Origin of the sequence: Corynebacterium capitovis DSM 44611, assembly GCF_030440535.1 — a bacterium.
In the GTDB taxonomy this organism is placed as follows: domain Bacteria; phylum Actinomycetota; class Actinomycetes; order Mycobacteriales; family Mycobacteriaceae; genus Corynebacterium; species Corynebacterium capitovis.
In genome coordinates, this window is sequence record NZ_CP047117.1 from 957,541 (window position 1) to 980,463 (window position 22,923).

Below are 22,923 nucleotides of genomic sequence, written 5' to 3' on the forward strand. Positions count from 1 at the left end.
CCTTCGATGGCAACGACAACTCTTCTCCTGGACAAGCCGTCCGACCTCACGGCTGGGTCGGAAGGCCTAGCGCCCTATGAACGCGCAGCAGCGCCCCGGCGCCACGACCACCGTGAGCCGTTACTGCGTGAAGCTCTCGGAATGTCCTTGCGCTCTTTCCGCGCTGACAAGGGAACCAGCCTGCGATCATTAGCTGCGCAGTCAAGGGTCTCTCCGGGCTACTTGTCCGAGCTTGAAAGAGGGCGCAAGGAAGTGTCCTCTGAGCTCCTCCAATCGATCTGCTCCGCGCTTGAGACAACGGTGGCGGAGGTCATGCTGGAAGCCGTGGCAAATATGTCGCTTGGAGCCGTGCAGGATGAGCTGGAGCAGTCGGTTCCCGTCCGCGTTTAGCTCCCTATCTGTCGTGGCGGGCGACAAATTTTACTACGATTGGTGAACGGTTCATACACTCGTACCAACGAAAGGTCACAGGTCAGCATGGCTAACCCCTTTACCAAGTTCTGGAACTATCTCATGGCGTTCTTTGACAACAAGATCGAAGAAAACGCCGACCCGAAGGTCCAGATCGAGCAGGCCATCGGAGAGGCTCAGCGTCAGCACCAAGCGCTCTCCCAGCAGGCTGCCGCGGTGATCGGCAACCAGCGCCAGTTAGAGATGCAGTTGAACCGCCGTCTCGAAGACGTCGAGAAGCTGCAGGCCAACACCCGCCAGGCCCTGCAGTTGTCTGATAAGGCCCGTAGTGAGGGTGACGCCCAAAAGGCCCAAGAGTACGAAAACGCCGCGGAGGCCTTTGCTGCGCAGCTCGTGACGGCTGAGCAGTCCGTCGAGGAAACCAAGCAGCTGCACGACCAGGCGCTGCAGCAAGCGGCCCAGGCGAAGCAGGCCGTCGAGCGCAACGCCGCGCACCTGCAGCAGCAGGTCGCCGAGCGGTCCAAGTTGCTGTCCCAGCTTGAGCAGGCGAAGATGCAGGAAAAGGTGTCGGAGACCATGCAGTCGATGAACGCCTTGACGTCGAGTTCGCCGAACCTGGAGCAGGTCCGCGAGAAGATCGAGCGGCGTTACGCCAACGCGCTCGGCCAAGCGGAGCTCGCGCAGAACTCCATCCAAGGCCGTATGGCTGAGGTCGAGCAGGCGGGCATTCAGATGGCTGGCCACGGCCGCCTTGAGCAGATCCGCGCGGAAATGGCGGGTGAACTCACATCCGGGTCCAAGCCCGCGATTGAATCTTCCGCTGCCGGTGAGGCAGGGGATTCGCTTGCCGCACCGGCCGCGTCAGACGACGCCGTGGCCCAGCGCATGCGCGAGCTTCGCGGTGAGGTATAGCGCGAGGCTAATCGCCCGCTCCGCGGGCAAGTAGCGCTTCGCTGACGCGTTCCGCACGCCGGATGCTCCGGATAATCAGCGGAGTGCCGAACGCCCTGATGGAAAAGCCCGCTCCGCGGGCTTTTCGTGCGTCTAGCACCTCTGCGACGGTGCCGAGCATCACGGGGATCATGCGGATGGTCAACGAGATAGCTAAACTCACTGCCTCGACGGGCAACCCGATGCGAGCAAGCGGGCGCAAGTTGTGCTCGAGAGAAGAAAGGAGCTCGTCTATCGTTGTTGTGAGGGTGAGGAGGTTCGCCGCAGCAAGCGTTGCACCAAGACTCAAACCAGTCGACCACGCAGCGGCGGCGGAGTTTTGCCACCAGACGAACATGGAAAGCGCCACGAGGAAGGGCACTACCGGGGCCAGTTGGCGCATCGCCAGCCCAAAGGGTATCTGCGCGAACGCGTAAAGGACCGCGAGGAAGACGAGGACGAGCGTCGCTTCCCACGGTTCCAACTGTGCAATCGTGACCGCGAGGACGAAGGTAACGAGCGCGATGAACTTGGCGGCCGCGGGCAGGCGGTGGAGCGGGGTGTTTCCCGCGACATAGCGCCCCATAGGTAGCTCGGTAATCACGACGCCTGGGCTTCCATGAGGTCGAGGTAGAAGGAGATGGCGTCGGCAGGCCCGCCGTCGAAAGCTATGGCTCCGTCGTTGAGACAAATAACGCGGTCAAACCCGCTGAGCATCTCGAGGTCATGGGTCACGACGATAAGCTGCTGTTCGAGCGCTTCGAATTCCCGGATGATGCGCTTCCGGTTGCGTAGGTCGAGAAGCGTCGTTGGCTCATCGGCGATGACAACCTCCGGTTCGATCACTAGTACGGCCGCGAGCGCGAGCAGCTGTTTTTCGCCGCCCGATAGGGTGTGCGGGGAGTTGTCGGCCTTGTCGCTTAGCTGGAACCGGTCAAGCATCGCATCGACGCGCCGCCGCACCTCGTTTTTGGAGAGCCGGAATCGACGAAGGGAAAAGGCGACGTCATCAGCTACTCGGGGCATCACGATTTGGGACTCTGCGTCTGAAAAGACAAAGCCCACTTTTCGACGAATGAGCTTGGCGTCCCGGGCGGTCGAAAGGCCGTCGACAAGGACAGTGCCCGTCGTTGGTTCGACGAGGCCGTTAATGCAGCGGGCGAGGGTCGACTTACCCGATCCATTCGAGCCGATGATCCCGATGCGTCGCTCCGTGAGGGTCAAACTGCACGACTCAAGAATGGTTGCCCGGGGCTCGTCGGCTACAACACTGACCCCCTGAAATCTGATTTCGGGCATGAACTTAGAGTTCGCGTCGGCGGGAGTGCACCGCCAAGAGCCGCGGGAACGCCGAATGGACGCCAGCTGCGATAAGCACCACCGCTACCACTTTGATGGAGTCACCGGGTAGGAAAGGCAGCTGCGCGGCGAGGGCAGCTCCCAGGCTCAGGTCGCTTCGCACCATCAAACCGACGGATCCGCAGAGGTATTGGATCGCCAAGCCCGCGACTCCGGCGATAGCAAACCACAGGACTTGCGCAGGTTTGCTCTTGCCCGCCGCGAAAAGGGCGATCGCACCCGCGACGAGTGGCGCGATGAGGTAGCCGAGGAGGTAGCCCACCGACGGGCCGCCCGCCGCCTGGAGGACCGTCCGGCCTCCCGCGAGGACGGGCAGCGCTATCCCGATGAGAAGAAAGAGCGCGGCGGTGAGGAAACCGCGGCGAGGTCCGAGAACGAGGGCAGCAAGGAGGATGGCGGCATTTTGCAAGACAATCGGGATGCCGGCCACACCGACTGGGACGGAGACCACGCCGAGAACGATGATAAGAGCGGCGAAGACAGCTATGTACGCCACGTCGGACGTGCGCGAGGATGCACTGCGGGCAGTTGTAGTCATGGGCGGGAGTATACTTGAACGCTGTTCAGCCGACCCGCAGGGGCCCTCAGTGAGCGCGTATCATTGTCGCCCATGCGGCTAACGGAATTTGAGCGACTTGTGGTCGATGAGTTTGGCCTAGCAAGAGCCCGCTGGGTGGTGGATTCACACGTCCTTCCGCCGGAGAATTTAACCGCGGGCGAACTGGTCGAAAAAGGGGTCGATCCGCGCGATGTATGGGAGCGGTTGTGCGATGCCTTCGACGTCCCTGAAGCGCGCAGGTTAGGCGTCGATCGACCGGGGAAATAATCTCGGTCATCTCGGTTGAATTTCGAACGTGTTTGCGCGTAATATTGGGGCTTGTCCGGCTGCCCAATATAGTGAAGGGCAATCAGTTTAATGGTCCCGAAGGGGAACCATTGACGGGGTAACCGCAGTCTAAATAGCTGAGTAGATAGCACCACGCTGGGGACAGCACATCGTTAAAGGGAGAACAATGGCCACGAAGAAGAAAGCGACAGCCGCGACTGGAGATGACCGCAAGAACGCGCTTGACGCGGCGCTAGCCATGATCGAAAAAGATTTTGGCAAGGGCGCGATTATGCGGCTCGGCGAGGAGAACCGTCCGCCGATCCAGTCGATCTCCTCCGGCAATACCGCGATCGACGTTGCCCTCGGCATCGGCGGGTGGCCGCGCGGTCGAATCGTCGAGATCTACGGGCCAGAGTCCTCAGGTAAAACAACCGTGGCTTTGCATGCGATCGCCTCGGCACAGCGTGCGGGCGGCATCGCCGCGTTTATCGACGCCGAGCATGCGCTCGATCCGGATTATGCGCGCAAACTCGGCGTGGACACGGACAACCTCCTCGTCTCCCAGCCGGATACGGGTGAGCAGGCCCTGGAAATCGCCGACATGCTCGTCCGATCCGGGGCAATTGACATCATTGTCATCGATTCGGTGGCAGCGCTTACCCCGAAAGCTGAGATCGAAGGTGAAATGGGTGACTCGCATGTTGGTCTCCAAGCCCGCCTCATGTCGCAAGCGCTGCGGAAAATGACCGGAGCTTTGTACAACTCGGGCACGACCGCCATTTTCATCAACCAGCTACGCGAAAAGATCGGTGTGATGTTCGGTTCGCCGGAAACGACTACAGGCGGCAAGGCGCTGAAATTCTACGCGTCCGTGCGGTGCGACGTCCGTCGTATCCAAACGTTGAAGGATGGCCAGGATTCGATCGGAAACCGGACAAAACTCAAAGTGGTCAAGAACAAGGTCTCGCCCCCGTTCAAGATCGCGGAGTTTGACATCATGTACGGGGAAGGGATCTCGCGAGAGTCCTCCATTATTGACATGGGCGTCGACAACGGCATCGTCAAGAAGTCGGGGTCCTGGTTTACCTACGAGGGCGACCAGCTGGGGCAAGGTAAGGAAAAGGCGCGTCTGTATTTGAAGGACAACGCCCAGCTCGCTGATGAAATCGAGGACAAGATCTTCGAGAAACTTGGCGTGGGTAACTACGCCAACGCCGCCGTCGACGCGGACGCTCTGACTGACGATCCCGTGGATATGGTCCCCAGCATCGATTTCGACGACGATGATGAGGATGGTCTCGGCCTCAGCGTCTCTGAATAGGTGTGCCTATGCCTGCACCAGACCCAGAAAAAATCGCCCGTCTCCGCACCGCTCTTGAAGATGTGGAGACGTACAAGGGTGATTTCTTCGACCGCCCCCGGGAGGAGGCGCTCGCCCCGATCCGCGCGCGGGCCCTCGGCCTTCTAGATCAGCGAGCCCGGTCACGCAGTGAATTGAGGGACAGACTCTGCGCCGCGGAATTCGCCCCGCAGCTCGTTGATGACGTTCTTGACGGTCTCGAGCGTAGCGGTCTTATCGACGACACGGCGTTCGCCCGTGAATGGGTCCGTCAACGCGCGGCGCATCGAGGCAAGGCAGCCGCCGCGCTTGACAACGAGCTAAAGCAAAAGGGAGTTGCGGCGCAGGCGCGACAAGAAGCTCTGGCGCAACTGACTCGAGAAGACGAAGAAGCTGCGGCGCGCCATATCGCGGAGAAGAAGGTCAATACCATCCGCCAGCGTCCTGCGGACCGCGCGGAGTACGACAAGCTGCTTCGTCGCGTTGTCGGTATGCTAGCCCGGCGAGGATACGATAGCGCACTGAGTTTGCGCACCGCGCGCGACGCTCTGAATGCTCGTCTGCGCGATGTGGAGTAAAGCGTTGAGAACGCCCCGCTAACTGCCCCTCCACGGTTTATGCCCGCGACCGCGGCAGCGTTAGAATCTTCGACCGTGACAACGTCAACGAAACCCGGAGATCAGCGGACCTACGAGGTGCGCACTTTCGGTTGCCAAATGAACGTCCATGATTCCGAGCGTCTGTCCGGAATGCTCGAGGAGGCAGGGTACGTTGCAGTCGCGGACGGTGGAGAGGCCGACCTCGTCGTATTTAACACATGCGCAGTTCGGGACAACGCGGATCAGCGACTCTACGGGACGCTGGGGCACCTTAAGCACACTAAGGACCGCCATCCGGGAATGCAGATTGCAGTCGGTGGATGCCTCGCCCAGAAGGACCGCGACAGAGTGGTTCAGAAAGCGCCGTGGGTCGACGCTGTGTTTGGCACACACAACATGTCTGCGCTGCCCGCGTTGTTGGAGCGGGCCCGTGTGAACGACGAAGCTCAAGTCGAGGTCGTTGAGTCGCTTAAGGTGTTCCCGTCCGTTTTGCCGGCGAAGCGTGAGTCCTCTTACGCCGGATGGGTGTCCATTTCCGTCGGGTGCAACAACACCTGCACGTTCTGTATCGTGCCCTCCTTGCGCGGCAAAGAACTCGATCGCCGGCCCGGCGACATTCTCGCTGAGGTGCAGGCGCTTGTGGATCAGGGCGTGTCCGAAGTGACGCTGCTGGGCCAGAACGTCAATGCCTACGGCGTCAACTTCGTTGACCCAGAGCTGGAGCGAGACCGCTCGGCCTTCTCCAAGCTGCTTCGCGCGTGCGGTGAAATCGAGGGCTTAGAGCGGGTGCGCTTCACCTCACCGCATCCCGCCGAGTTCACCTCCGACGTCATTGAGGCTATGGCAGAAACCCCGAACGTGTGCCCGCAGCTGCACATGCCGCTGCAGTCGGGTTCGGATCGAGTGCTCAAGGAGATGCGACGATCTTACCGTTCAATGAAGTTCCTGACCATCCTCGACGAGGTGCGCGAGAATCTGCCGCACGCGTCGATTACCACCGACATCATCGTCGGCTTCCCGGGTGAAACGGAGGAGGACTTCCAAGCCACCCTGGATGTGGTGGAAAAGGCGCGGTTTACCTCGGCCTTCACGTTCCAGTACTCGCCGCGCCCGGGCACTCCGGCCGCAGCGATGGAACCCCAGGTCCCGAAGGACGTCGTACAGGAGCGGTTCGAGCGCCTCGTGGCACTCCAAGAGCGTATCAGCGCGGAGGAGAACGCGAAGCTGGTCGGCACCGAGCAGGAGCTGCTTGTCCAAGCCGGGGGAGGGCGCAAGAACGGGGAAACCCACCGCATGTCGGGGCGTGCCCGCGATGGGCGCTTGGTCCATTTCCGAGCCGAGGGAAACCTTGACGGGCAGATTCGCCCAGGCGACGTTGTATGCGTCGAGATAACCGACTCTAAGCCGCATTTCCTCATCGCCGACTCCGGGGTGCGCAGTCATCGGCGTACCAAGGCGGGGGACAACGCGGAGGTGGGCACCCGCCCCACGACGGCACCGATCGGAGTTGGCCTAGGCTTGCCGACGATAGGCCGCCCCGCACCTGCGGAATCGCCCGCGGGTTCGGCCTGCTGTGGCACGAAAAATTAGAGCCGGTGAGGGCCAGAGTCCACGGCCAGGGTTCAGGGCCAGGGTTGACAACCGAGGAGGCAGAGGATGAGCGAATCGCCCGTAAGTGCGCAGGAGTTGGCGCGGCGCGAAAGAGAAGCGTCGATAAGCGTTGAGCTCGGTTCGTCGCGCTGGGTCTTGACGGGGTGCGTTGTTGCCTATGTGGTGGCTCTGTTCCTGCCGTTCGCCGGGGAAGCTAGCGGCTGGCAGCTGCTGGTACCGAGCGACGCAGCACACGCCGCGCAGGCCAAGGTCACGGAGCTGCTTTTCGTATGGTCCAGCTTTTTGGGGCTCGCGCTGCTGACCTCTCTGGTGGTCGCGACGCGGCGCTTTGCGATTGCTGCCCCGGCGTGGATGGTCACGACGCTCTCTTTGGTCCTAGCGCTGCTCGCCATCTGGTTGCGCCGATCGAGCACTGCCTTCGATGCCGGGCTGCACCACGGCCCCGGCATTTATTTGGCTATCGCCGCTGTGGCCGTTGCTGTTTTTTCCTACATCCCCGTGGTCGTGCGACGAACCCCGGCCCAAAGGGAGCTGGCCGAGCAGCTGCGCAACGCCGATCAGTACGACGACGTGGCCCGGGCGCAGGCGAGCGCAGCGATCTCGCGCGGGAAGAGCAACCCCCTGCTTGTCGACGACCGCCGCGCCCGCGCCGCTGAGAGGCACCGCCGCTTCCAGTAGGCATAGCGTCCCACGCACGCGGGTGAGTTAGGAGAATTTACCGAGAGTTTGCTCCCTGTCCATCCGGGGTCCATCCGGGGTCCATCCGGGGTTTATCCGGGGTGTATCCGGGAGGTCTAATGTCCGCGGCGGCCCGGAAGACAGACCGCAACCCGGAAAGGACATCGATGACCTCCGAGCAGCCCAGCAACGACAAAGACCGCCACCTGTCGCGCCGAGCAATCTTGCGGGGAGGGGGCGCCGCAGCGGTTGCCGCCGCAATGGCGGGCCTCGGAGCCCCGGCGCGGGCGCAGACTACGATGTCCTCGATGTCCTCGCTGCCGGGATTAAGCTCGATCGCCGAGTCCAGCGGCACCTCGGACCCGGGCACAACCCATCCGGCGGCGCTACCGCTAGCGTTTAACGAGGAGGGCCGTTTCAAAATCGTCCAGTTCAACGGCACCCAGGACGATCACCTGACGGATAAGCGGACCATCGAGTTCATGGGTAAGGTCCTCGACCGAGAAAAGCCCGATTTTGCTCTCATCAACGGCGATGTCATCACCGACGGGCCCACAACACCCGCGGAGGTCTACCAGGCGATCAACAATGTGGTGCGCCCGGTGGAGGACCGTCAGGTCGCGTGGGCAGTGACGTTCGGCAACCACGACGAGGACTCCGTGGAAGCCGCAGGCACCGGAGTTTACGAACGCCACATGGCGGACTTCGTGCGCCAGTACAAGCACAACCTCAACCCGCCCGCCGGCGATCGCCCGTACGGTCACTCGGACGCGCAGTTGCTCGTGGCCGGGTCGCGTGAGCGGGACGTCGCCAAGTTCGCGATCTGGCTGCTCGACTCGGGCAACTACCTGCCGGAGGCCGACCCGGTCCAGAACAACGACGACGTGCCGCACTACGACTACATTCGTCCCGCACAGATCGACTGGTACCTCGCCGCGTCAAAGGAGACCGAGCAGCGCTTCGGCCGTACGATCCCGGGCCTGATGTACTTCCACATCCCCACCTACGAGCACCGCGACATGTGGTATGGAGGGCCCGCGAACCACGCAGAGGTCAACCACATCAAGGCCAAGAACACCTTCGGCATCGACGGGGTAAAAAACGAGGATGTCTACTACGGCTCCTTCAACTCTGGCATGTACGCGGCGGTGCGCGACCGTGGGGACGTGCTGGGGATCTACTGCGGCCACGACCACATCAACAGCTACAAGGGCGACTACTTTGGAGTAGAGCTCGGTTACTGCCCGGGCACGGGATTCGCCCCCTACGGCCTACACGACGGCACGTGGATGCAGAACACGCTGCGTGGCGCGCGCGTCTTTGAGCTCAACGAGAACTCACAGCGCGTCTACGAATCGACCCGCCTTATCTTTGCCAAGGATCTAGGCATAGACATGAACCCCGCCAAACAACCTATCGACGCCCCGTTGCCGCTGCCGGACTACGTGAATCTGCCGCGGGGATAAGCTCTGCCTCAGCTCCGTCAGTTGCGCCGCCACGGAACCGTCGGCTCAGGATCCGCCGGCCTTTTGCCACGCCGTGGTAGCGGACACCTCGCGCGCTCCGAGGGAGGCCGCCACCGCCTCCGCAGCTGAATCTCCCGCGGGGTAGGAGAGATACGCGGTATCGACCTTCGGCCAGCGCTCGCGCGCTGCGGCGAGCGCGGAGCGGATCATCCGCGTGCCGTGGCCTCGGCGGCGATGGTCGGGGAGCACGTAAATCAGGCCGAGCTCGCACAGGTTGTTAGCGTCTGAGTCGTAGTGCACCACCTCGGCCATGCCCGTCACGCGACCGGTGTCATCGCGCGCCAGCGCCGTGAGCTGGGCGCCGCCGCGGTCAAGCAGGCGCGCGCCGGCATCGCGAAGCCGTGCCTCGTTCCAGTCCACGGTGTCCATGATCAGGTCACCGCAGGGGTAGTGGCGCGAAGATGAGGTGAGGACGCCGCGGAGCCCGGCGAGGTCGGCGAGGGAGAACGCCATGTCGGCCACCACGTCACACGAGCCTGCCGGCAGTTCGGGCACACCGAAAACTGCCTGGACCTCGGTGAACGCGGGCTCGTAGCCGAAATCGTTCAGGCAGGAAGGGGCCTGGCCGGTGACCCACACTTGGCGGATAGGCCTGTCGAGGGCGGTTGACAGGGCGTCGAGAAGCGACAGTGCGGAGTTCCACGGGTCCGAGGGAATGGCCTCGCCGGGCAGCGGGGCGATCGCGGCATCGAGGGTGACATGGGCCTCGATAACTGCGAGGTCCTCTAACAGCGGAAGGGAAACGAACACCCAGGCTTCGCTGTCCAGAAGGTCAGCGGTGGTAAGGGCGGGGTAGCCGAGCTCGCCGAGCGGGCGAGGAGCGGTGCGCGAGGACAGTGCGAAGAGGTAGGAGCGAGACTCGGCGGAACCCTCGAGTCGCTTTGCAACGTGCGAGGCTGTCACCCCGGATGACGCCAGCCCCGTGATGTCCTGGATGGCGAGCGTGGCGGAGAATACGTAGGCCGCGACCGCCTCCTCACAATCGGACGTCCCGGCGCGACCTACGACGAGCGGGGTAAGCACTAGCTGCCGTCGACTGCTTTCGCGGCGACGTCGGCAAACTCCTGCCACTGGTCAGCTTGGGCACGTAGCTCCGCGGCCTTCGCACTCTCCCCCCGCGCCTCGGCTGCCTCCGCCTGGCGGGTCAGGTCATCGGCCTTGACCTGAAATTGATTCACCTTGTCTTGGGCTGCGGGATCGGACTTGCGCCAGCGGGACTCCTCCGCGTCCGCGACACGCTTTTCGATCGCGCCGATCTTTTCCTCGTACTCGCGCACCTTGCCTCGCGGGACGAAACCGATCTCCTCCCACTTGTCCTGCAGCTCGCGCAGCTTGGCATTAGCTGCACCCAACCCCCTGGCGGGGTCAACCAAGGAATCGTACTCGGCGATGAGCGCGTCCTTTGCCTGGGCGTTTGCCTCGAACTCGCGGTCGCGCTCGGCGTTGATCGCGTTTCGGGCCGCGAAAAAGTGATCCTGGGCGGCGCGGAACTCTGCCCACAGCTGATCGTCGACGTCGCGCGGCGCCCGCCCGGCGGACTTCCATTCCGTCATGAGATCGCGGTAGGCGCGTGCGGTGTCGTTCCAGTCGGTCGAATCCTGGAGGGCTTGGGCGCGACGCACGAGGTCTTCTTTGGTTTTACGGGCAGCCGCTCGGTTGCGGTCCAGCTCCGCGAAGTGTGAACCGCGGCGACGGTTAAAGACATCGCGTGCGCGCGAATAGCGCTTCCACAACAGGTCGTCGGTGGCACGGTCGATGCCTCGGATCGTGCGCCATTCGTGGAGGATGGCCCGAATGCGGTCACCAGCGGCCTTCCACTCCGTGGAGTTCTCTGCTAGCTCCTCGGCTTCGACAGCAAGCGCTTCCTTGCGGGCGATGGCCTCTGCTCGGCGGGCCTGTTTGGCCTGGGCTGCGGCCTCCCTGGCCTTCCCCGAGGATTCGATGACGCTGTCAAGGCGCTTCTCTAGAGCGTCGAGGTCTCCGATTACGGCCTGCTCATCCAAGGAGTCTTTCAGGGACTGAGCCTGGGAACGGAGGGTATCGGCATCTTCGGGGTGCGCCGACAACCGGGTTTCCAGCAGCGCAACCTCCGTGGCCACATCGTCAAAGCGCTGAACGTAGTGCGCCACGCCCTCTTCGGGTGTGCCGGCCTGCCACGAACCAATAACGCGCTCAGCTCCGCGGCGGGAGACGTAGACAGTTCCGTCTTCGGCAACCCGGCCGAACGTCTCGGGGGCGCGAGATGAGTGCGCAGGCGCGGGCGTCACCGGGGGTGCGGTCGAAAGGGGACCCGGACGCGGACCCGGCTTACGGCTGGGCAGTGCGCCCGGGGTGGGGGTGGGGGAACCCGCTGCCGAGGTTGAAGGCTGCGTCATGATGAGGTCCTTTCGGGTCGAGGTGCCGCGCGACACGGCTGCCAGCGAGGTGGCGCCTGCATCGTCCACCCGCATGTTGCAACAATTTTACTGACACCCGTGGCGCACTGCCCGCATTCCCCCGGCAGGGGCATCACTAGGCTTGCGCTGTGACCGCTTCCGCACAGCCCCGCCACATCACCCCTGTCGCTGTCGTCGGCCCGACGGCTTCCGGCAAGTCTGCGCTGGGTATCTCGCTTGCTCACGCGCTCGATGGCGAGATCGTCAACGTGGACTCGATGCAGCTCTACCGCGGAATGGACATCGGAACCGCGAAGCTCCCCGTGGAGGAACGGGAGGGCATTCCTCACCACCTGTTGGACATCTGGCCGGTGACCGTCACAGCGTCTGTCGCTGAGTACCAATCCCTCGCAGTGTCAGCTGTCGAGGAGATCATGTCGCGCGAGAAAGTGCCCATCCTCGTAGGGGGGTCGATGCTCTACGTGCAATCGCTTCTCGACGCATGGAGCTTCCCGCCCACGGACCCATCTATTCGTGCCCGGTGGGAAGCTGAGCTGGCGGAGGTGGGCATCGATGCATTGCATGCCCGCCTGGCCACGCTCGATCCGGGCGCGGCTGCCGTTATTGAAGATAAAGACCCGCGCCGCACAGTGCGCGCCCTCGAGGTCATCGAGCTGACCGGCCAACCTTTCCAGGCCTCCCAGCCCCCGCGTGATGCGCCGCCGCGGTGGGGTACTCGCATTCTCGGCCTCCGCACCTCGCCGGAGTGGCTCAACCCCCGCATCGCGCGTCGCACCGAACAGATGTTCTCCCAGGGGCTCGTCGACGAGGTCAAGCACCTCGTGGGCCAAGGCTTGCGGGCGGACTCCACGGCGGGGCGGGCGATTGGTTACGCCCAGGTCTTGGACTACCTAGCCGGGGGTCTCAGCGTTGACGAGGCGCAGCAGTCGACCGAACGCGGCACCCGCCGCTATGTCAGGCGCCAGCGTTCCTGGTTCAACCGGGACGGCCGGATCACCTGGCTGCCGGCGGACGCGCCGGACCTCCGACACCTCGCGCTACACTCGCTGCCGTGACAGAACAGAACCTGCAGCGACAAGCGGTGCCGTTTCTTAAAGGGCACGGCACCGAAAACGACTTTGTCGTCATCCCCGATCCGTCTGATGAGGTAGATCTCGACGCGGCCACCGTTGCCGCGTTGTGCGATCGCCGAACCGGGATCGGGGCGGACGGCCTCCTCCGGATCGTGCGTCGTGACGGCCGGTGGTGTATGGATTACCGGAACGCCGACGGTTCTGTGGCGGAAATGTGTGGCAATGGGATACGCGTCTTTGCCCACGTCCTGCGAGCTGAGGGTTTGGAAGACCACGACGAGTTCGACGTGGACACTCGCGCGGGCGCGAAGCGGGTAGTTGTGAATAACGCGACGCGTCGCGACGCGACGGTGCAGGTGGACATGGGCCAGATTGCGGTCACGGGCGTCTCCACGGCGAAGATGGGGGAGCTCGCGTTCGCCGGGTTGGGGGTGGATGTCGGAAATCCCCATCTGGCAGCCGTCATTCCTGGGCTTACCGAGGAAGAGCTGCGAAATCTCGAACTCGTGGCACCGGTTTACGACGATGCTTTCTTCCCCGCCGGAGTCAACGTAGAGATCCTCACCGAGCTCACACACGGAGAGGTGCACATGCGGGTCTGGGAGCGGGGCGTGGGAGAGACTCGCTCCTGCGGCACGGGCACCGTCGCAGCGGCCATGGCCGCGCTTGCTGACAAAGGAATTGTCAACGGCTCGGTCCTCGTCCACGTGCCCGGCGGTGAGATCCGCGTGGATATCAACGAGTCCAAGGCCGTGATGACGGGGCCGTCGCGAATTGTGGCGCGGGGAACCGTCGACCTTTAGGCGCTGCCCAGCTCTCGAGCCGCGCGCCGCGCGTCTTTCCACGACGCCGCCAGTGCCAGCGCGCGCTCGTCGGCGATGGCGATGAGCTTCTCTAGCTTGCCCCGGTCAAGATCATGGGACGCACAATGCGCGTCAATCCGGGCCACAAAGCGCTGAGCGGCCGCCGCGCGCAGGTGGAAGTCCTGAATGACGGGGTTGGTGGTAGACGGGTCGGCTAGGGCAGGGAAGTGCAAGGTCCGGTCGGCGACTGCTTCAGGGGTCAGCCCATGAAGCAGTTCGTCGAACTCCGCCAGAACGTCGGCGATGTCGTCGCGCGCGATGCCGAGTGATGCCCGCAAGGCCGCGACCTCGGGGTCGGCCCCCATTCTTGTTCTGAGCGTGGCAAACCCAAGAAGCAGGAGAAGCGCCAAGACAAACCCCGGAAGGCGAAGCGCGGTGACGAGGACCCCCGCGCAGGCGAGGATGAATGCCGCTCCGAGCGCCCAGCTTAGGTCGCGCCTTGAGGACCCCACAGCCGTCAGCCTCCCTCGATCAGGCGACTAATGTCCGCCGCAGCCACAGGATCCGCCACAGCCGCAGCCGCCTCCGGCGGGAGCGGGGATCGAGGCGGCGAGAAGGGCGGTGCCAGCAACAACGGAATTCCGGGCCGGGAGTTCGCCGTCTGGAATACACACCTCGAAGGGGAACGCCCCGTCGATGGAGACGTGAATGAAACGCTGACCGGTTAGCTCGCTGGTGCGGTACTCGGCCTCGAGAACACGCCCGGAAAAGCGCGCCCCGGCGTCGGGGGTCGTCGCGGTACCGGCGTTGATGAGAGCGGCGCCGGTGGAATAGACCTCGCCAAGTGTATCCGTGGTCGACGTGAGGAAGTCGTCGACGCTGTCGTAGAGCCGCACGTCGAGACCAAGCGCGGTGATGCTCAGCTCCTGCCACCGCAGGGTGGGCTGTTCAGCAATCAGCGGGCCTTGGGCCAGATTGACAGTCACCGTCGCAATGGAGTTTCCGTGGGGGTCGACGATGTCGGCCAGCGCGACGACGTCGTTAAGCATCGTGATGTGCGCAAAGGTACGCGTCGCGGCCTGAAAACCGGCGAACGTGGCGAACGGCTCGACGGCGAGGATGTTCAGCTGCGCCCCCGAGGGGTCGCTGTACTGGATGAGCTGGCCTCCTCGGACCTCGCCCGTGACCTCAAGACGGTTAGTGGTGATGGCCGCCTCGACCGCGTCCTGCCAGCGGGTAAACCCAAGGCCGATGCTAGACAGGTCGGTGCTGATGGTATCGCTCATGACGCACAATTCTAACCTTTGCGGACCGCTGGGAAGAAAGCTGGCCGCGAGTGTGTTGATCAGACATGCGTGGCGCGCTGTGGTGCGCCGATATCTTTCTCTACACTAAGGGCTCAATGACACGAACTATCCCCAGCAACAGTCACCTTTCCATCGGCGAGGACTTCGACATCCAAGAATCTCCGGCTTTGGCGCCCACCGTCGGCGACTTGGACCTCGAAGAACGTAATTCTTTCCGACGCGTCAACCGCTCCACCGAGCTGCGCTCCGAGGACCCGGAATCCGGCTATGAGGTGGAGTATCGCAAGCTCCGCCTGGAGCAAGTCATTCTGGTGAGCGTGTGGACGGAGGGGAGCATCGCAGCCATCGAGGCCAACATGAACGAGCTCGCTGCGCTAGCGGAGACGGCCGGTGCGGAAGTTCTCGAGCTCCTCTACCAGAAGCGAGACAAGCCGGACCCGGGCACCTATATCGGCTCGGGCAAGGTCAAGGAGCTCAAAGAGATTGTCGACGCGACCGGCGCCGATACCGCGGTTTTCGACGGCGAACTCTCACCCGGTCAGATGGTAGCGCTTGAAGAGGCGCTGAAAATTAAGGTCATCGACCGGACCATGCTTATCCTCGACATTTTCGCCCAGCACGCAAAGAGTAAAGAGGGCAAGGCCCAGGTCAGCCTCGCGCAGATGGAGTACTTGTACACCCGCACGCGTGGGTGGGGCGGTAACCTGTCGCGCCAGGCGGGTGGCCGGGCGGGGTCAAACGGAGGCGTGGGACTGCGCGGCCCGGGTGAGACTCGGATCGAGGCGGACCGGCGCCGACTCCGGACAGAGATGGCCAAATTGCGCCACGAGCTGCGCGGGATGAAGACGGCCCGCGAGATCAAGCGGGCACGACGCCAGCGCGCCACGACGCCGAAAATCGCGATCGCCGGGTACACCAACGCTGGTAAGTCCTCGTTGGTCAACGCGATGACCAATGCTGGTGTCCTCGTCGAAGACGCGCTCTTCGCCACGCTTGACCCATCCACCCGGCGCGCGCAACTTGCAGACGGGCGGACTGTCGTGCTCACCGATACCGTCGGTTTTGTCCGCCACCTGCCCACACAGCTCGTCGAAGCATTCAAGTCCACCCTTGAGGAAGTGACGGGCGCTGACCTGCTGCTCCACGTCGTTGACGGGTCCGACCTGTTCCCCCTTAAGCAGGTCGAAGCTGTCAATAACGTGCTCGCGAGCATCACCCGAGACGGCGGGGAGACCATTCCGCCCGAAATCATCGTGGTTAACAAGGTTGATCAGGCGGACGGCATAGTGCTTGCCCAGCTCCGCCACGCCTTCGACGAGGCCGGCCGGACCGCAGTCTTCGTCTCGGCGCTGACGGGGGAAGGGATCTCTGAACTTGAGGGTGCCATCGAGATGTTCCTCAACAGCATCGAGACGCGCGTGCAGCTGCTCGTGCCATTCACGCGTGGCGATATCGTGAGCCGGGTCCACCAGGAGGGAACTGTGCGCGCCGAGTCGTACGAGGCGGAGGGAACGCTTCTCGACGTCCGCCTGCCCCCGGTCCTCGCCGACCAGTTCGCGGAGTTCGTTGTTTAGGCCCTAATGCGCGTTAAACGCGTCCGGGTCCAATACGCTAACCCCCCGTGAGCATTTTGCGTGGATGGACCCTGCACGGAGACGGACGAAACGTTGCCCCGGGTGAAGTAGTCGCTCCAGGGGAGCGATTGAGCTGGCCTCGTACCTTTGGTATCGGGATGCAGCACGTGGTTGCGATGTTCGGCGCCACCTTGCTGGTGCCAACTCTGACCGGTTTCCCAGCGAACACGACGTTGTTGTTCTCCGGGCTGGGCACTATGATCTTCCTTCTCCTCACACGCAACACACTGCCCTCATACCTCGGTTCGTCGTTTGCTTTCATCGCCCCGCTTACCGCCTCGGCTCATTACGGGATCGGCGCCCAACTTGGCGGGGTGCTGGCCAGCGGCCTGCTGCTCATCGTCGTGGGCGCGATCGTCGACCGGGTGGGCAAGCGATCGATTGACGCCGTAATGCCCCCGGCAGTCACCGGGGCGATTGTCGCCCTCATCGGGCTCAACCTAGCCCCAACGGCAGTTGCCAACTTCCAATCCCAGCCCCTTATCGGAGCCATCACACTCGCGTGCATCGCGTTCTCGACGGTTGCTACTCGCGGCATGGTCGCTCGCCTCAGCATCCTAATCGGGGTGATCGCGGGCTGGGTTGCCGCGGCGATGACGGGCGGCCTGGCCGACGACGCGGTAGAGCGCATCGACGCAGCTCCGTGGTTTGGTGTGCCCCAGTTCCACACACCGGAGTTCAATCTCTCAGCTATTCTCGTGGCGTTGCCCGTCGTCGTGGTCCTGATTGCGGAAAACGTTGGTCACGTCAAGGCGGTCTCTGAAATGACCGGGAGCAATCTCGACGACGTTCAGGGTCGAGCTCTGATTGGCGACGGCATCGCGACGACCCTGGCCGGGTCGTTCGGCGGGTCGGGAACGACGACGTATGCCGAGAACATCGGGGTCATGGCAGCAACACGCGTCTATTCAACTGCTGCTTACTGGGTGGCCTCCGCGTTCGCGGTCGTGCTGGCATTCGTCCCGAAGTTCGGGGCGGTTATCTTTACGATTCCAGCGGGAGTGCTAGGAGGCGCGTGCCTCGTGCTCTACGGGCTGATCGGAATGCTGGGCGTGAGGATCTGGCAGGAGAACAATGTGTCATTCACCGACCCCGTCAATCTGACGGCAGCTGCCGTAGCTTTGACCGCGGGGGTTGGGGATCTCTCCCTCTCCTTCGGAGCAGTCACCCTGGGCGGGATCGCACTCGGGTCGGTAGGGATTATCGTTCTTTACCCGCTAATGCGATGGGCGTACCGTACCCTCGGGGAGGGACGGCACGCCCGGTCGTTTAGCTAGACGTCACGCTAGGCGTCGAGGTTCTGCTCGATAAGGCCCGCGATCTTCTCGACGGCCTCAGTGTTGTCGGAAGTAACGGTGACCTCGTCTCCGTGCTCAGCACCCATCGCCATGATCATCAGGGAAGACGCGGCGTCGGTTTCATCGTCTTCGTCTCCGCCCGGCAAAGTAAGGATAATTTCCTCGTCGTATTCGCCAGCGGCGTCTGCGATAATCGTAGCTGGGCGGGCGTGCAACCCGACTGTGGAGCCAACTATAACGGTTTTGGAAGCCATGAATTGAGGCACCTTTCTACTTAGTTTGACGTACGCCCGCCAGTTTAGAGCCGTTGCGCCTTAGGCCGCCACCGGTTGTTCCGAGGGTGTTTCTGCTGCATCTACGGCGGCCTCTTCAATCGCCTTGTTGGGCCAGACCTGCTTTGCCAGGAGTACGGCTGCGGTTCCGACCGCGACGCCTGCGGCGAGTGCGATGAACATTGCCCACCAGGGGTCATAGGCGAAAATCACGAAAATCCCACCGTGGGGAGCCCGGACACCCGTGTGGAAGGCCATGGAGACGGCTCCGGCGGTCGCCCCGCCCAGCATCATGGAAGGAATCACCCGGAAGGGGTCCGCGGCCGCGAACGGAATGGCACCCTCGGAGACGAAGGATAGGCCCAGTAGCCACGCCGACTTGCCGTTTTCCTGCTCGGCCGGTGTGAAGAGGTTCTTCCGGATGAATGTCGCAATCGACAACGCGATGGGGGGAACCATGCCGGCAATCATGACGGCGGCCATGATCTGGTAGCTGGCCTCCGTGCCCGCGGACAAACCCGCGGTGCCGAAGAGGTAGGCGGCTTTGTTCACGGGCCCGCCAAGGTCGAAACACATCATGAGGCCGATGATGATGCCGAGCAGGACCGCCGAAGATCCGCTCATCGAGGACAGCCAGTTCTGCAGGCCGTTCATGATCGCTTCCAACGGGCGGCCGAGCAGGAGGAACATCACGAGACCGACCGCGAGGGAGGTAAGCAGAGGGATGATCACGACGGGCATGAGCGAGCCGAGCCAGCGTGGAACTTTCCACCCCTGAATCCACAGAGCGATCAAGCCCGCAAGCAGGCCAGTGATCAAGCCACCGATGAACCCGGCACCCACCATGACCGAAATGGCGCCACCGATAAACCCGGGCGCGATGCCTGGGCGGCCTGCGAGGCCGTATGCGATATACCCGGACAGGGCAGAGACCACAAAGCCCATGCCCATTTGTCCCGTGGCAAAGAGCACCGCGCCGAGGTAGAGGGCGAGCCCCGAGCGATCAAAGGTGACCGCGGAGCCGTCGACAAGAACTTCGTGGCCCGGAAGGTGTGCGGGTGAGAACTGGGTGACAATCTCTTCCCACCCATTTGCCATGTCGTAGCCGCCGACGAGGAATCCGAGGGCGAGGAGCAACCCGCCCGCTGCGACGAAGGGGACCATGTACGACACGCCGGTCATGACGGCCTGCTGGATACGGCGGGGCCAGCTCTCGCCTTCCGACGCATCCGTGGCGCCCTCTGCCGCAGCCGTCGAGGATGACGCAGCCGCGATCCGGGGTGCATTGGGGTTGTTGGCGGCGGCGATGGCATCGTTGATAAGCTTGTCGGCCTCGTTGATACCGCGCTTGACAGGGACGTCAATGACCGGCTTGCCGGCGAACCTAGCCTTGTCGCGAACGGCGACCTCGTGGGCGAAGATCACCGCGTCGGCGCTTTCAACGAAAGCGGGGTCAAGTCGGTCGCCGCCGGAAGATCCCTGCGGCTCGACGACGAGCTCGACGTCATCGCGCTTGGATGCGGCCTGGCTCAACGCGTCGGCGGCCATGTACGTGTGGGCGATCCCGGTGGGGCAGGAGGTCACCGCGGCGATGCGGTACACGCGTTTCGCCGAGGATCCTGGTTGGGCCGCCTGGGCCTTTTTCGCCTTCGGGGCAGCGTTGACAACCTCGAGGACCGCCTGAACAACCTCGTCGGGGGTTGACACCGAGCGTAGGATATCAACGAAATCCCCGCGGACGAGGGCCCCGGCGAGCTTCGAGAGGATCTTCAGGTGTTCCTTGCCTCCGCCCTCGGGGGCGGCGATCAGGAACACAAGATCGGTGTCCCCGTCCGGGCCGGAAAAATCCACAGGCCGCGCTAGCCGCGCGAAAGCTAGGGTCGGCTCCGTGACCGCTGACGTGCGGCAGTGGGGGATCGCGACGCGGCCTTTCACTCCCGTCGGGGCCTTCCCTTCGCGTTCCGTTGCAGCGGCCGCGAGAAGCTCGGCGCTCGACGCGCGCCCGGACTTTTCGACGAGTTGGGCGAGGTGGTGAATAACGTCCTGGGGCGCGGCGCCGTAATCGACGTCCAGCGCCACGAGGGGGGCGGATATTACAGGGGAGTTCATGACTGCCCTTCCTCCTTCAAGAGGCTTAGGTAACTGGGAAAACGTGCGTGTTCGGAATGTCGAGGTCAGTTGGCGAGGGAATGCCCGTCCCGGGCAGCGAGGCGGCGGCCGAGCCGTAAGCAACCGCGGTGCGAAGACTGTCCTGATGCGAGGAACCACGAACCCGGCTCATGACGTACCCGGCTAGGGAGCTGTCACCAGCACCGACTGTGGAGCGAACGGCGATGGGCGGGGGAGTCGCCCCCCACGCGCCGTCACCTGTCACCAGGCAGGCTCCAGCTCCCCCGAGGGTGACAAGTACTTCCTTCACGCCCAAGGCCGTGAGCGAGCGGGCCGCAACGACAATCTCCCCGAAGTCACCCCGTTCGGCGCTTTCCTCTAGTGCGACGCCATCGCGTCCGGTCAACTGACCGAGCTCGAAAGCGTTCGGCTTGAGGACGGTTGGCAACGGGGCCCGGGGATCCGCGTCGAGGGTGCGGCCGAGTGCGATGAGCGCTGCATCCGAGGTATCAACCGCGATAATGGCCTCGCCTCGCGAGTCGCGGGCAGCCGCCACGAGTTCGGCGTACCAATCCTCGGGGACACCCGAGGGCAGAGACCCAGCGAGAACCACCGCGTCCGCTTTCGTTTCTGCCACGTTCGATTCCAGGGAGGTGACGAGTGCGCGTGATTCGGCACGGGACAACTCTGGACCCGGCTCGTTGATCTTGGTGGTCGTACCGTCGGGCTCGGTCAGCGTTGTGTTTGTTCGCACCACGCCCGTAATCGGGGTGGTTGTAACGGGGATTCCAGCAGCGCGGGCCAGAGTGAGGAAAGGGTCATCAGCCCCTGCCGGTGCCAGGGCGAGGGACTGCTCTCCCGCCTTGGCGACGGCGTGGGCGACATTGATTCCCTTGCCTCCCGCCTCGCGGTGGGCGCTGGAAACACGGCACACACCGCCACGGGCTAGTGAGTCGAGCTCGAGCGTTGCGTCGATACTTGGGTTGGGCGTCAGAGTGATGATCACGGAATCATGCCCTCTCAATATGTGGAGAATTAACCCCAGTATGTCCGATTATGTCCGAATGGTCAACGGTCTGTGTGGGAATTCGACACTGAGGTCCCGACAGTCACAACCTCGATATCGTTTTCCCGCAGTTCCTCGACAAACGAACCCGGGGCACCGGTGTCTGTAATTACTACATCGATATCTGCCAGAGTGGCGAAACTGACGAGATAGTCGTTCCCGAGCTTTGTAGAATCGCACAGCACAACCGTCGAGCGGGCGTTGGTGATCATGGCGGATTTTACGGCGGCTTCCTGCGCATCAGCCGTCGAGAGCCCGTGGTCAACCGTCAACGCGTTTGTACCGATGAACGCGACGTCAGCGCGCATCAACGCCAGAGCCCGAAGTGCGGTGTCGCCGACAACAGCCTGCGTGATGGCTCGGACCGAGCCCCCGAGGAGTTGGACGTTGGGCAGCCCAGCGGAAGAGAGTTCTAACGCAATGGGAAGACAGTTCGTCACGATGGGGTGTGAGACGCTCGACCTATCGTGAGCTATCAGCCCCGCCAGCGTCGCGATGGTTGTTCCGGAATCTAGGAAGATTCCCCCGTTCGCATTCGACGGAAGGTATTGCAGTGCTGCCTGGGCAATCGCGGACTTTGCCCCGGGCGAGGTGCGAAGGCGAGCGTCGAGAGGAAGCTCCGTGGTTTGAAACGACTGACTAGCAACCGCTCCTCCGTGAACGCGATGCACGACTCCTTCGCGATTGAGCGCGGCGAGGTCGCGACGGATTGTCTCCGCCGTCACCCCAAACTTCTCCGCGAGAGCGGTGACGTTGACGCGCCCCTCCACCGCGGTGAGAGAGGCGATCTGGCGACGCCGTTCTTCTGCGTACATAGCTCCTCCTCTGAGGCGGTGTCTGGGCGCCGCTCACGCCGCGCACCGCAATTGTGACAAACGGGGCGCTAGAGCGTGCGGAACACGGACACAACCCGCCCCATGATCTCCGCCTCGTCCCCCTTAATGGGTGCGAACGCGTCGTTGTGCGGCAGGAGCCAGACGCCACTGGAGTCACGGTGGAATTCCTTAACGGTGGCTTCGCCGTCGAGTAGAGCGGCTACGAACTCGCCCTCCTCCGCGACAGGTTGCTCGCGAACCACGACCCAGTCACCGTCTAGGATTCCGGCATCCCGCATGGATTCCCCAACGACCTGCAACATGTACAGCTCACCGTCGCCAAGCAGTTCAGTGGGCAACGGGTAGTAGCTATCCACGTTTTGTTCGGCGAGAATGGGCGTTCCGGCGGCAATTCGGCCCACTACCGGTATGAAACGGGGCTGAGACGCGTCCTCTGGAACCGGCGCGGACTCTTGTTGAGTCTGCTTTCCGGTCGCAGGGGTCCCGGGCAGGTGGCGCAGGTCAACGGCGCGGGGCTTATTGGGGTCTCTGCGTAAGAAACCCTTCTTCTCCAGCTCCTTGAGCTGGTAGGCCACGGAAGATGTTGACTGCAAGCCCGCGGCATCTCCAATTTCGCGGATACTCGGCGGATACCCGCGAAGCACCACGGCGTCTCTGATGACTTCGAGGATGCGTCGCTGCCTAGCGGACAGGCTGCTCAGATCAGGGCCACCGCGGTCGTCCTTTTTTCGGGCCATTTCTACATTTCTCCTCGCTGGGTGTGTGAGCGGTAAGCGCAGGCCGACTCGTGTCGGGCGCGGGAACATCGAACGGGGTTGAGGCTGGGTTGCTTGTTTCCTCTCAACGT

24 protein-coding genes are annotated in these 22,923 nt (G+C 63.2%); 12 read left to right on the forward strand and 12 right to left on the reverse strand.

From position 1 onward, the window contains the following. The first annotated feature begins 6 nt into the window (after positions 1 to 6). Entirely contained in the window at positions 7 to 390 is a 384-nt protein-coding gene (locus CAPI_RS04675) for a helix-turn-helix domain-containing protein (protein WP_018016887.1), read from the forward strand. 87 nt (positions 391 to 477) lie between these two features. Continuing rightward, complete coding sequence (locus tag CAPI_RS04680; protein WP_018016888.1) at positions 478 to 1,323, forward strand: PspA/IM30 family protein; 846 nt, start codon at positions 478 to 480, stop codon at positions 1,321 to 1,323. Positions 1,324 to 1,330: 7 nt separating this feature from the next. Here CAPI_RS04680 and CAPI_RS04685 read toward each other — a convergent pair whose 3' ends face one another. The 3 genes from CAPI_RS04685 to CAPI_RS04695 are packed head-to-tail and all read right to left on the reverse strand — an operon-like array spanning position 1,331 to position 3,238. Beyond that, a complete protein-coding gene (locus CAPI_RS04685) occupies positions 1,331 to 1,927 on the reverse strand; it encodes an energy-coupling factor transporter transmembrane component T family protein (RefSeq protein ID WP_040356637.1) in 597 nt (198 codons plus the stop codon). A gap of 14 nt (positions 1,928 to 1,941) precedes the next feature. Next, entirely contained in the window at positions 1,942 to 2,640 is a 699-nt protein-coding gene (locus CAPI_RS04690; protein ID WP_018016890.1) for an energy-coupling factor ABC transporter ATP-binding protein, read from the reverse strand. A gap of 4 nt (positions 2,641 to 2,644) precedes the next feature. Continuing rightward, positions 2,645 to 3,238: a biotin transporter BioY gene (locus CAPI_RS04695; RefSeq protein WP_018016891.1), complete on the reverse strand. Its 594-nt coding sequence runs from the start codon at positions 3,236 to 3,238 to the stop codon at positions 2,645 to 2,647. Positions 3,239 to 3,310: 72 nt separating this feature from the next. Here CAPI_RS04695 and CAPI_RS04700 point away from each other — a divergent pair, with 72 nt between their 5' ends. The 6 genes from CAPI_RS04700 to CAPI_RS04725 all read left to right on the forward strand — a co-directional run bounded on the left by CAPI_RS04700 (position 3,311) and on the right by CAPI_RS04725 (position 9,222). Then, positions 3,311 to 3,526, forward strand: coding sequence for a DUF3046 domain-containing protein (locus tag CAPI_RS04700; protein WP_083893890.1), 216 nt, complete (start codon positions 3,311 to 3,313; stop codon positions 3,524 to 3,526). Between the two features lie 187 nt (positions 3,527 to 3,713). Continuing rightward, positions 3,714 to 4,850: a recombinase RecA gene (recA, locus tag CAPI_RS04705; protein WP_018016892.1), complete on the forward strand. Its 1,137-nt coding sequence runs from the start codon at positions 3,714 to 3,716 to the stop codon at positions 4,848 to 4,850. Between the two features lie 8 nt (positions 4,851 to 4,858). After that, positions 4,859 to 5,446, forward strand: a complete 588-nt coding sequence (locus CAPI_RS04710; RefSeq protein ID WP_018016893.1) for a regulatory protein RecX — start codon at positions 4,859 to 4,861, stop codon at positions 5,444 to 5,446. Between the two features lie 138 nt (positions 5,447 to 5,584). Then, complete coding sequence (gene miaB, locus CAPI_RS04715; protein ID WP_018016894.1) at positions 5,585 to 7,057, forward strand: tRNA (N6-isopentenyl adenosine(37)-C2)-methylthiotransferase MiaB; 1,473 nt, start codon at positions 5,585 to 5,587, stop codon at positions 7,055 to 7,057. A gap of 66 nt (positions 7,058 to 7,123) precedes the next feature. After that, positions 7,124 to 7,756, forward strand: coding sequence for an Rv2732c family membrane protein (locus CAPI_RS04720; RefSeq protein ID WP_018016895.1), 633 nt, complete (start codon positions 7,124 to 7,126; stop codon positions 7,754 to 7,756). 167 nt (positions 7,757 to 7,923) lie between these two features. Further along, the gene (locus CAPI_RS04725; RefSeq protein WP_026157032.1) at positions 7,924 to 9,222 is read left to right on the forward strand and encodes a metallophosphoesterase family protein; all 1,299 of its coding nucleotides are present in this window, start codon (positions 7,924 to 7,926) and stop codon (positions 9,220 to 9,222) included. 45 nt (positions 9,223 to 9,267) lie between these two features. On the opposite strand, the gene CAPI_RS04730 is transcribed toward CAPI_RS04725, so the two are convergent. Together CAPI_RS04730 and CAPI_RS04735 are read right to left on the reverse strand one after the other, a co-directional pair. Beyond that, on the reverse strand, positions 9,268 to 10,305 hold the full coding sequence (locus CAPI_RS04730; RefSeq protein WP_018016897.1) for a GNAT family N-acetyltransferase: 1,038 nt from the start codon (positions 10,303 to 10,305) through the stop codon (positions 9,268 to 9,270). Continuing rightward, positions 10,305 to 11,657 carry a DUF349 domain-containing protein gene (locus CAPI_RS04735; protein ID WP_051059698.1) on the reverse strand — a complete coding sequence of 451 codons (1,353 nt, stop codon included), beginning with the start codon at positions 11,655 to 11,657 and terminating at the stop codon, positions 10,305 to 10,307. Before CAPI_RS04735 ends, CAPI_RS04730 begins: the two co-directional genes overlap by 1 nt. Before the next feature lie 149 nt (positions 11,658 to 11,806). Here CAPI_RS04735 and miaA point away from each other — a divergent pair, with 149 nt between their 5' ends. Both miaA and dapF read left to right on the forward strand, forming a co-directional pair. Beyond that, positions 11,807 to 12,733, forward strand: a complete 927-nt coding sequence (gene miaA, locus CAPI_RS04740; RefSeq protein WP_018016899.1) for a tRNA (adenosine(37)-N6)-dimethylallyltransferase MiaA — start codon at positions 11,807 to 11,809, stop codon at positions 12,731 to 12,733. Then, positions 12,730 to 13,554, forward strand: a complete 825-nt coding sequence (gene dapF, locus CAPI_RS04745; RefSeq protein ID WP_245531607.1) for a diaminopimelate epimerase — start codon at positions 12,730 to 12,732, stop codon at positions 13,552 to 13,554. Before miaA ends, dapF begins: the two co-directional genes overlap by 4 nt. Here dapF and CAPI_RS04750 read toward each other — a convergent pair. After that, positions 13,551 to 14,066 carry a hypothetical protein gene (locus tag CAPI_RS04750; protein WP_018016901.1) on the reverse strand — a complete coding sequence of 172 codons (516 nt, stop codon included), beginning with the start codon at positions 14,064 to 14,066 and terminating at the stop codon, positions 13,551 to 13,553. The genes dapF and CAPI_RS04750 overlap by 4 nt on opposite strands. 27 nt (positions 14,067 to 14,093) lie before the next feature. Next, the gene (locus CAPI_RS04755) at positions 14,094 to 14,840 is read right to left on the reverse strand and encodes a hypothetical protein (RefSeq protein WP_018016902.1); all 747 of its coding nucleotides are present in this window, start codon (positions 14,838 to 14,840) and stop codon (positions 14,094 to 14,096) included. A gap of 116 nt (positions 14,841 to 14,956) precedes the next feature. Between CAPI_RS04755 and hflX the strand changes: the two genes are divergently transcribed. Both hflX and CAPI_RS04765 read left to right on the forward strand, forming a co-directional pair. After that, positions 14,957 to 16,435 (forward strand): GTPase HflX, encoded by a 1,479-nt coding sequence (gene hflX / locus CAPI_RS04760; RefSeq protein WP_051059699.1) that lies wholly within the window; start codon positions 14,957 to 14,959, stop codon positions 16,433 to 16,435. A 47-nt stretch (positions 16,436 to 16,482) separates the two neighbouring features. Continuing rightward, positions 16,483 to 17,772, forward strand: a complete 1,290-nt coding sequence (locus tag CAPI_RS04765; RefSeq protein ID WP_026157035.1) for a uracil-xanthine permease family protein — start codon at positions 16,483 to 16,485, stop codon at positions 17,770 to 17,772. An 8-nt stretch (positions 17,773 to 17,780) separates the two neighbouring features. Here CAPI_RS04765 and CAPI_RS04770 read toward each other — a convergent pair whose 3' ends face one another. The 5 genes from CAPI_RS04770 to lexA form a co-directional block, all read right to left on the reverse strand. Next, entirely contained in the window at positions 17,781 to 18,047 is a 267-nt protein-coding gene (locus CAPI_RS04770; protein ID WP_018016905.1) for an HPr family phosphocarrier protein, read from the reverse strand. A gap of 60 nt (positions 18,048 to 18,107) precedes the next feature. Next, positions 18,108 to 20,174 carry a PTS fructose transporter subunit IIABC gene (locus CAPI_RS04775; protein WP_018016906.1) on the reverse strand — a complete coding sequence of 689 codons (2,067 nt, stop codon included), beginning with the start codon at positions 20,172 to 20,174 and terminating at the stop codon, positions 18,108 to 18,110. 25 nt (positions 20,175 to 20,199) lie between these two features. Further along, the gene (locus CAPI_RS04780; protein ID WP_018016907.1) at positions 20,200 to 21,180 is read right to left on the reverse strand and encodes a 1-phosphofructokinase family hexose kinase; all 981 of its coding nucleotides are present in this window, start codon (positions 21,178 to 21,180) and stop codon (positions 20,200 to 20,202) included. A gap of 62 nt (positions 21,181 to 21,242) precedes the next feature. Continuing rightward, positions 21,243 to 22,055 carry a transcriptional regulator SugR gene (gene sugR / locus CAPI_RS04785; RefSeq protein ID WP_018016908.1) on the reverse strand — a complete coding sequence of 271 codons (813 nt, stop codon included), beginning with the start codon at positions 22,053 to 22,055 and terminating at the stop codon, positions 21,243 to 21,245. A 68-nt stretch (positions 22,056 to 22,123) separates the two neighbouring features. Next, positions 22,124 to 22,813 (reverse strand): transcriptional repressor LexA, encoded by a 690-nt coding sequence (gene lexA / locus CAPI_RS04790; RefSeq protein WP_018016909.1) that lies wholly within the window; start codon positions 22,811 to 22,813, stop codon positions 22,124 to 22,126. Between the last annotated feature and the right edge of the window lie 110 nt (positions 22,814 to 22,923).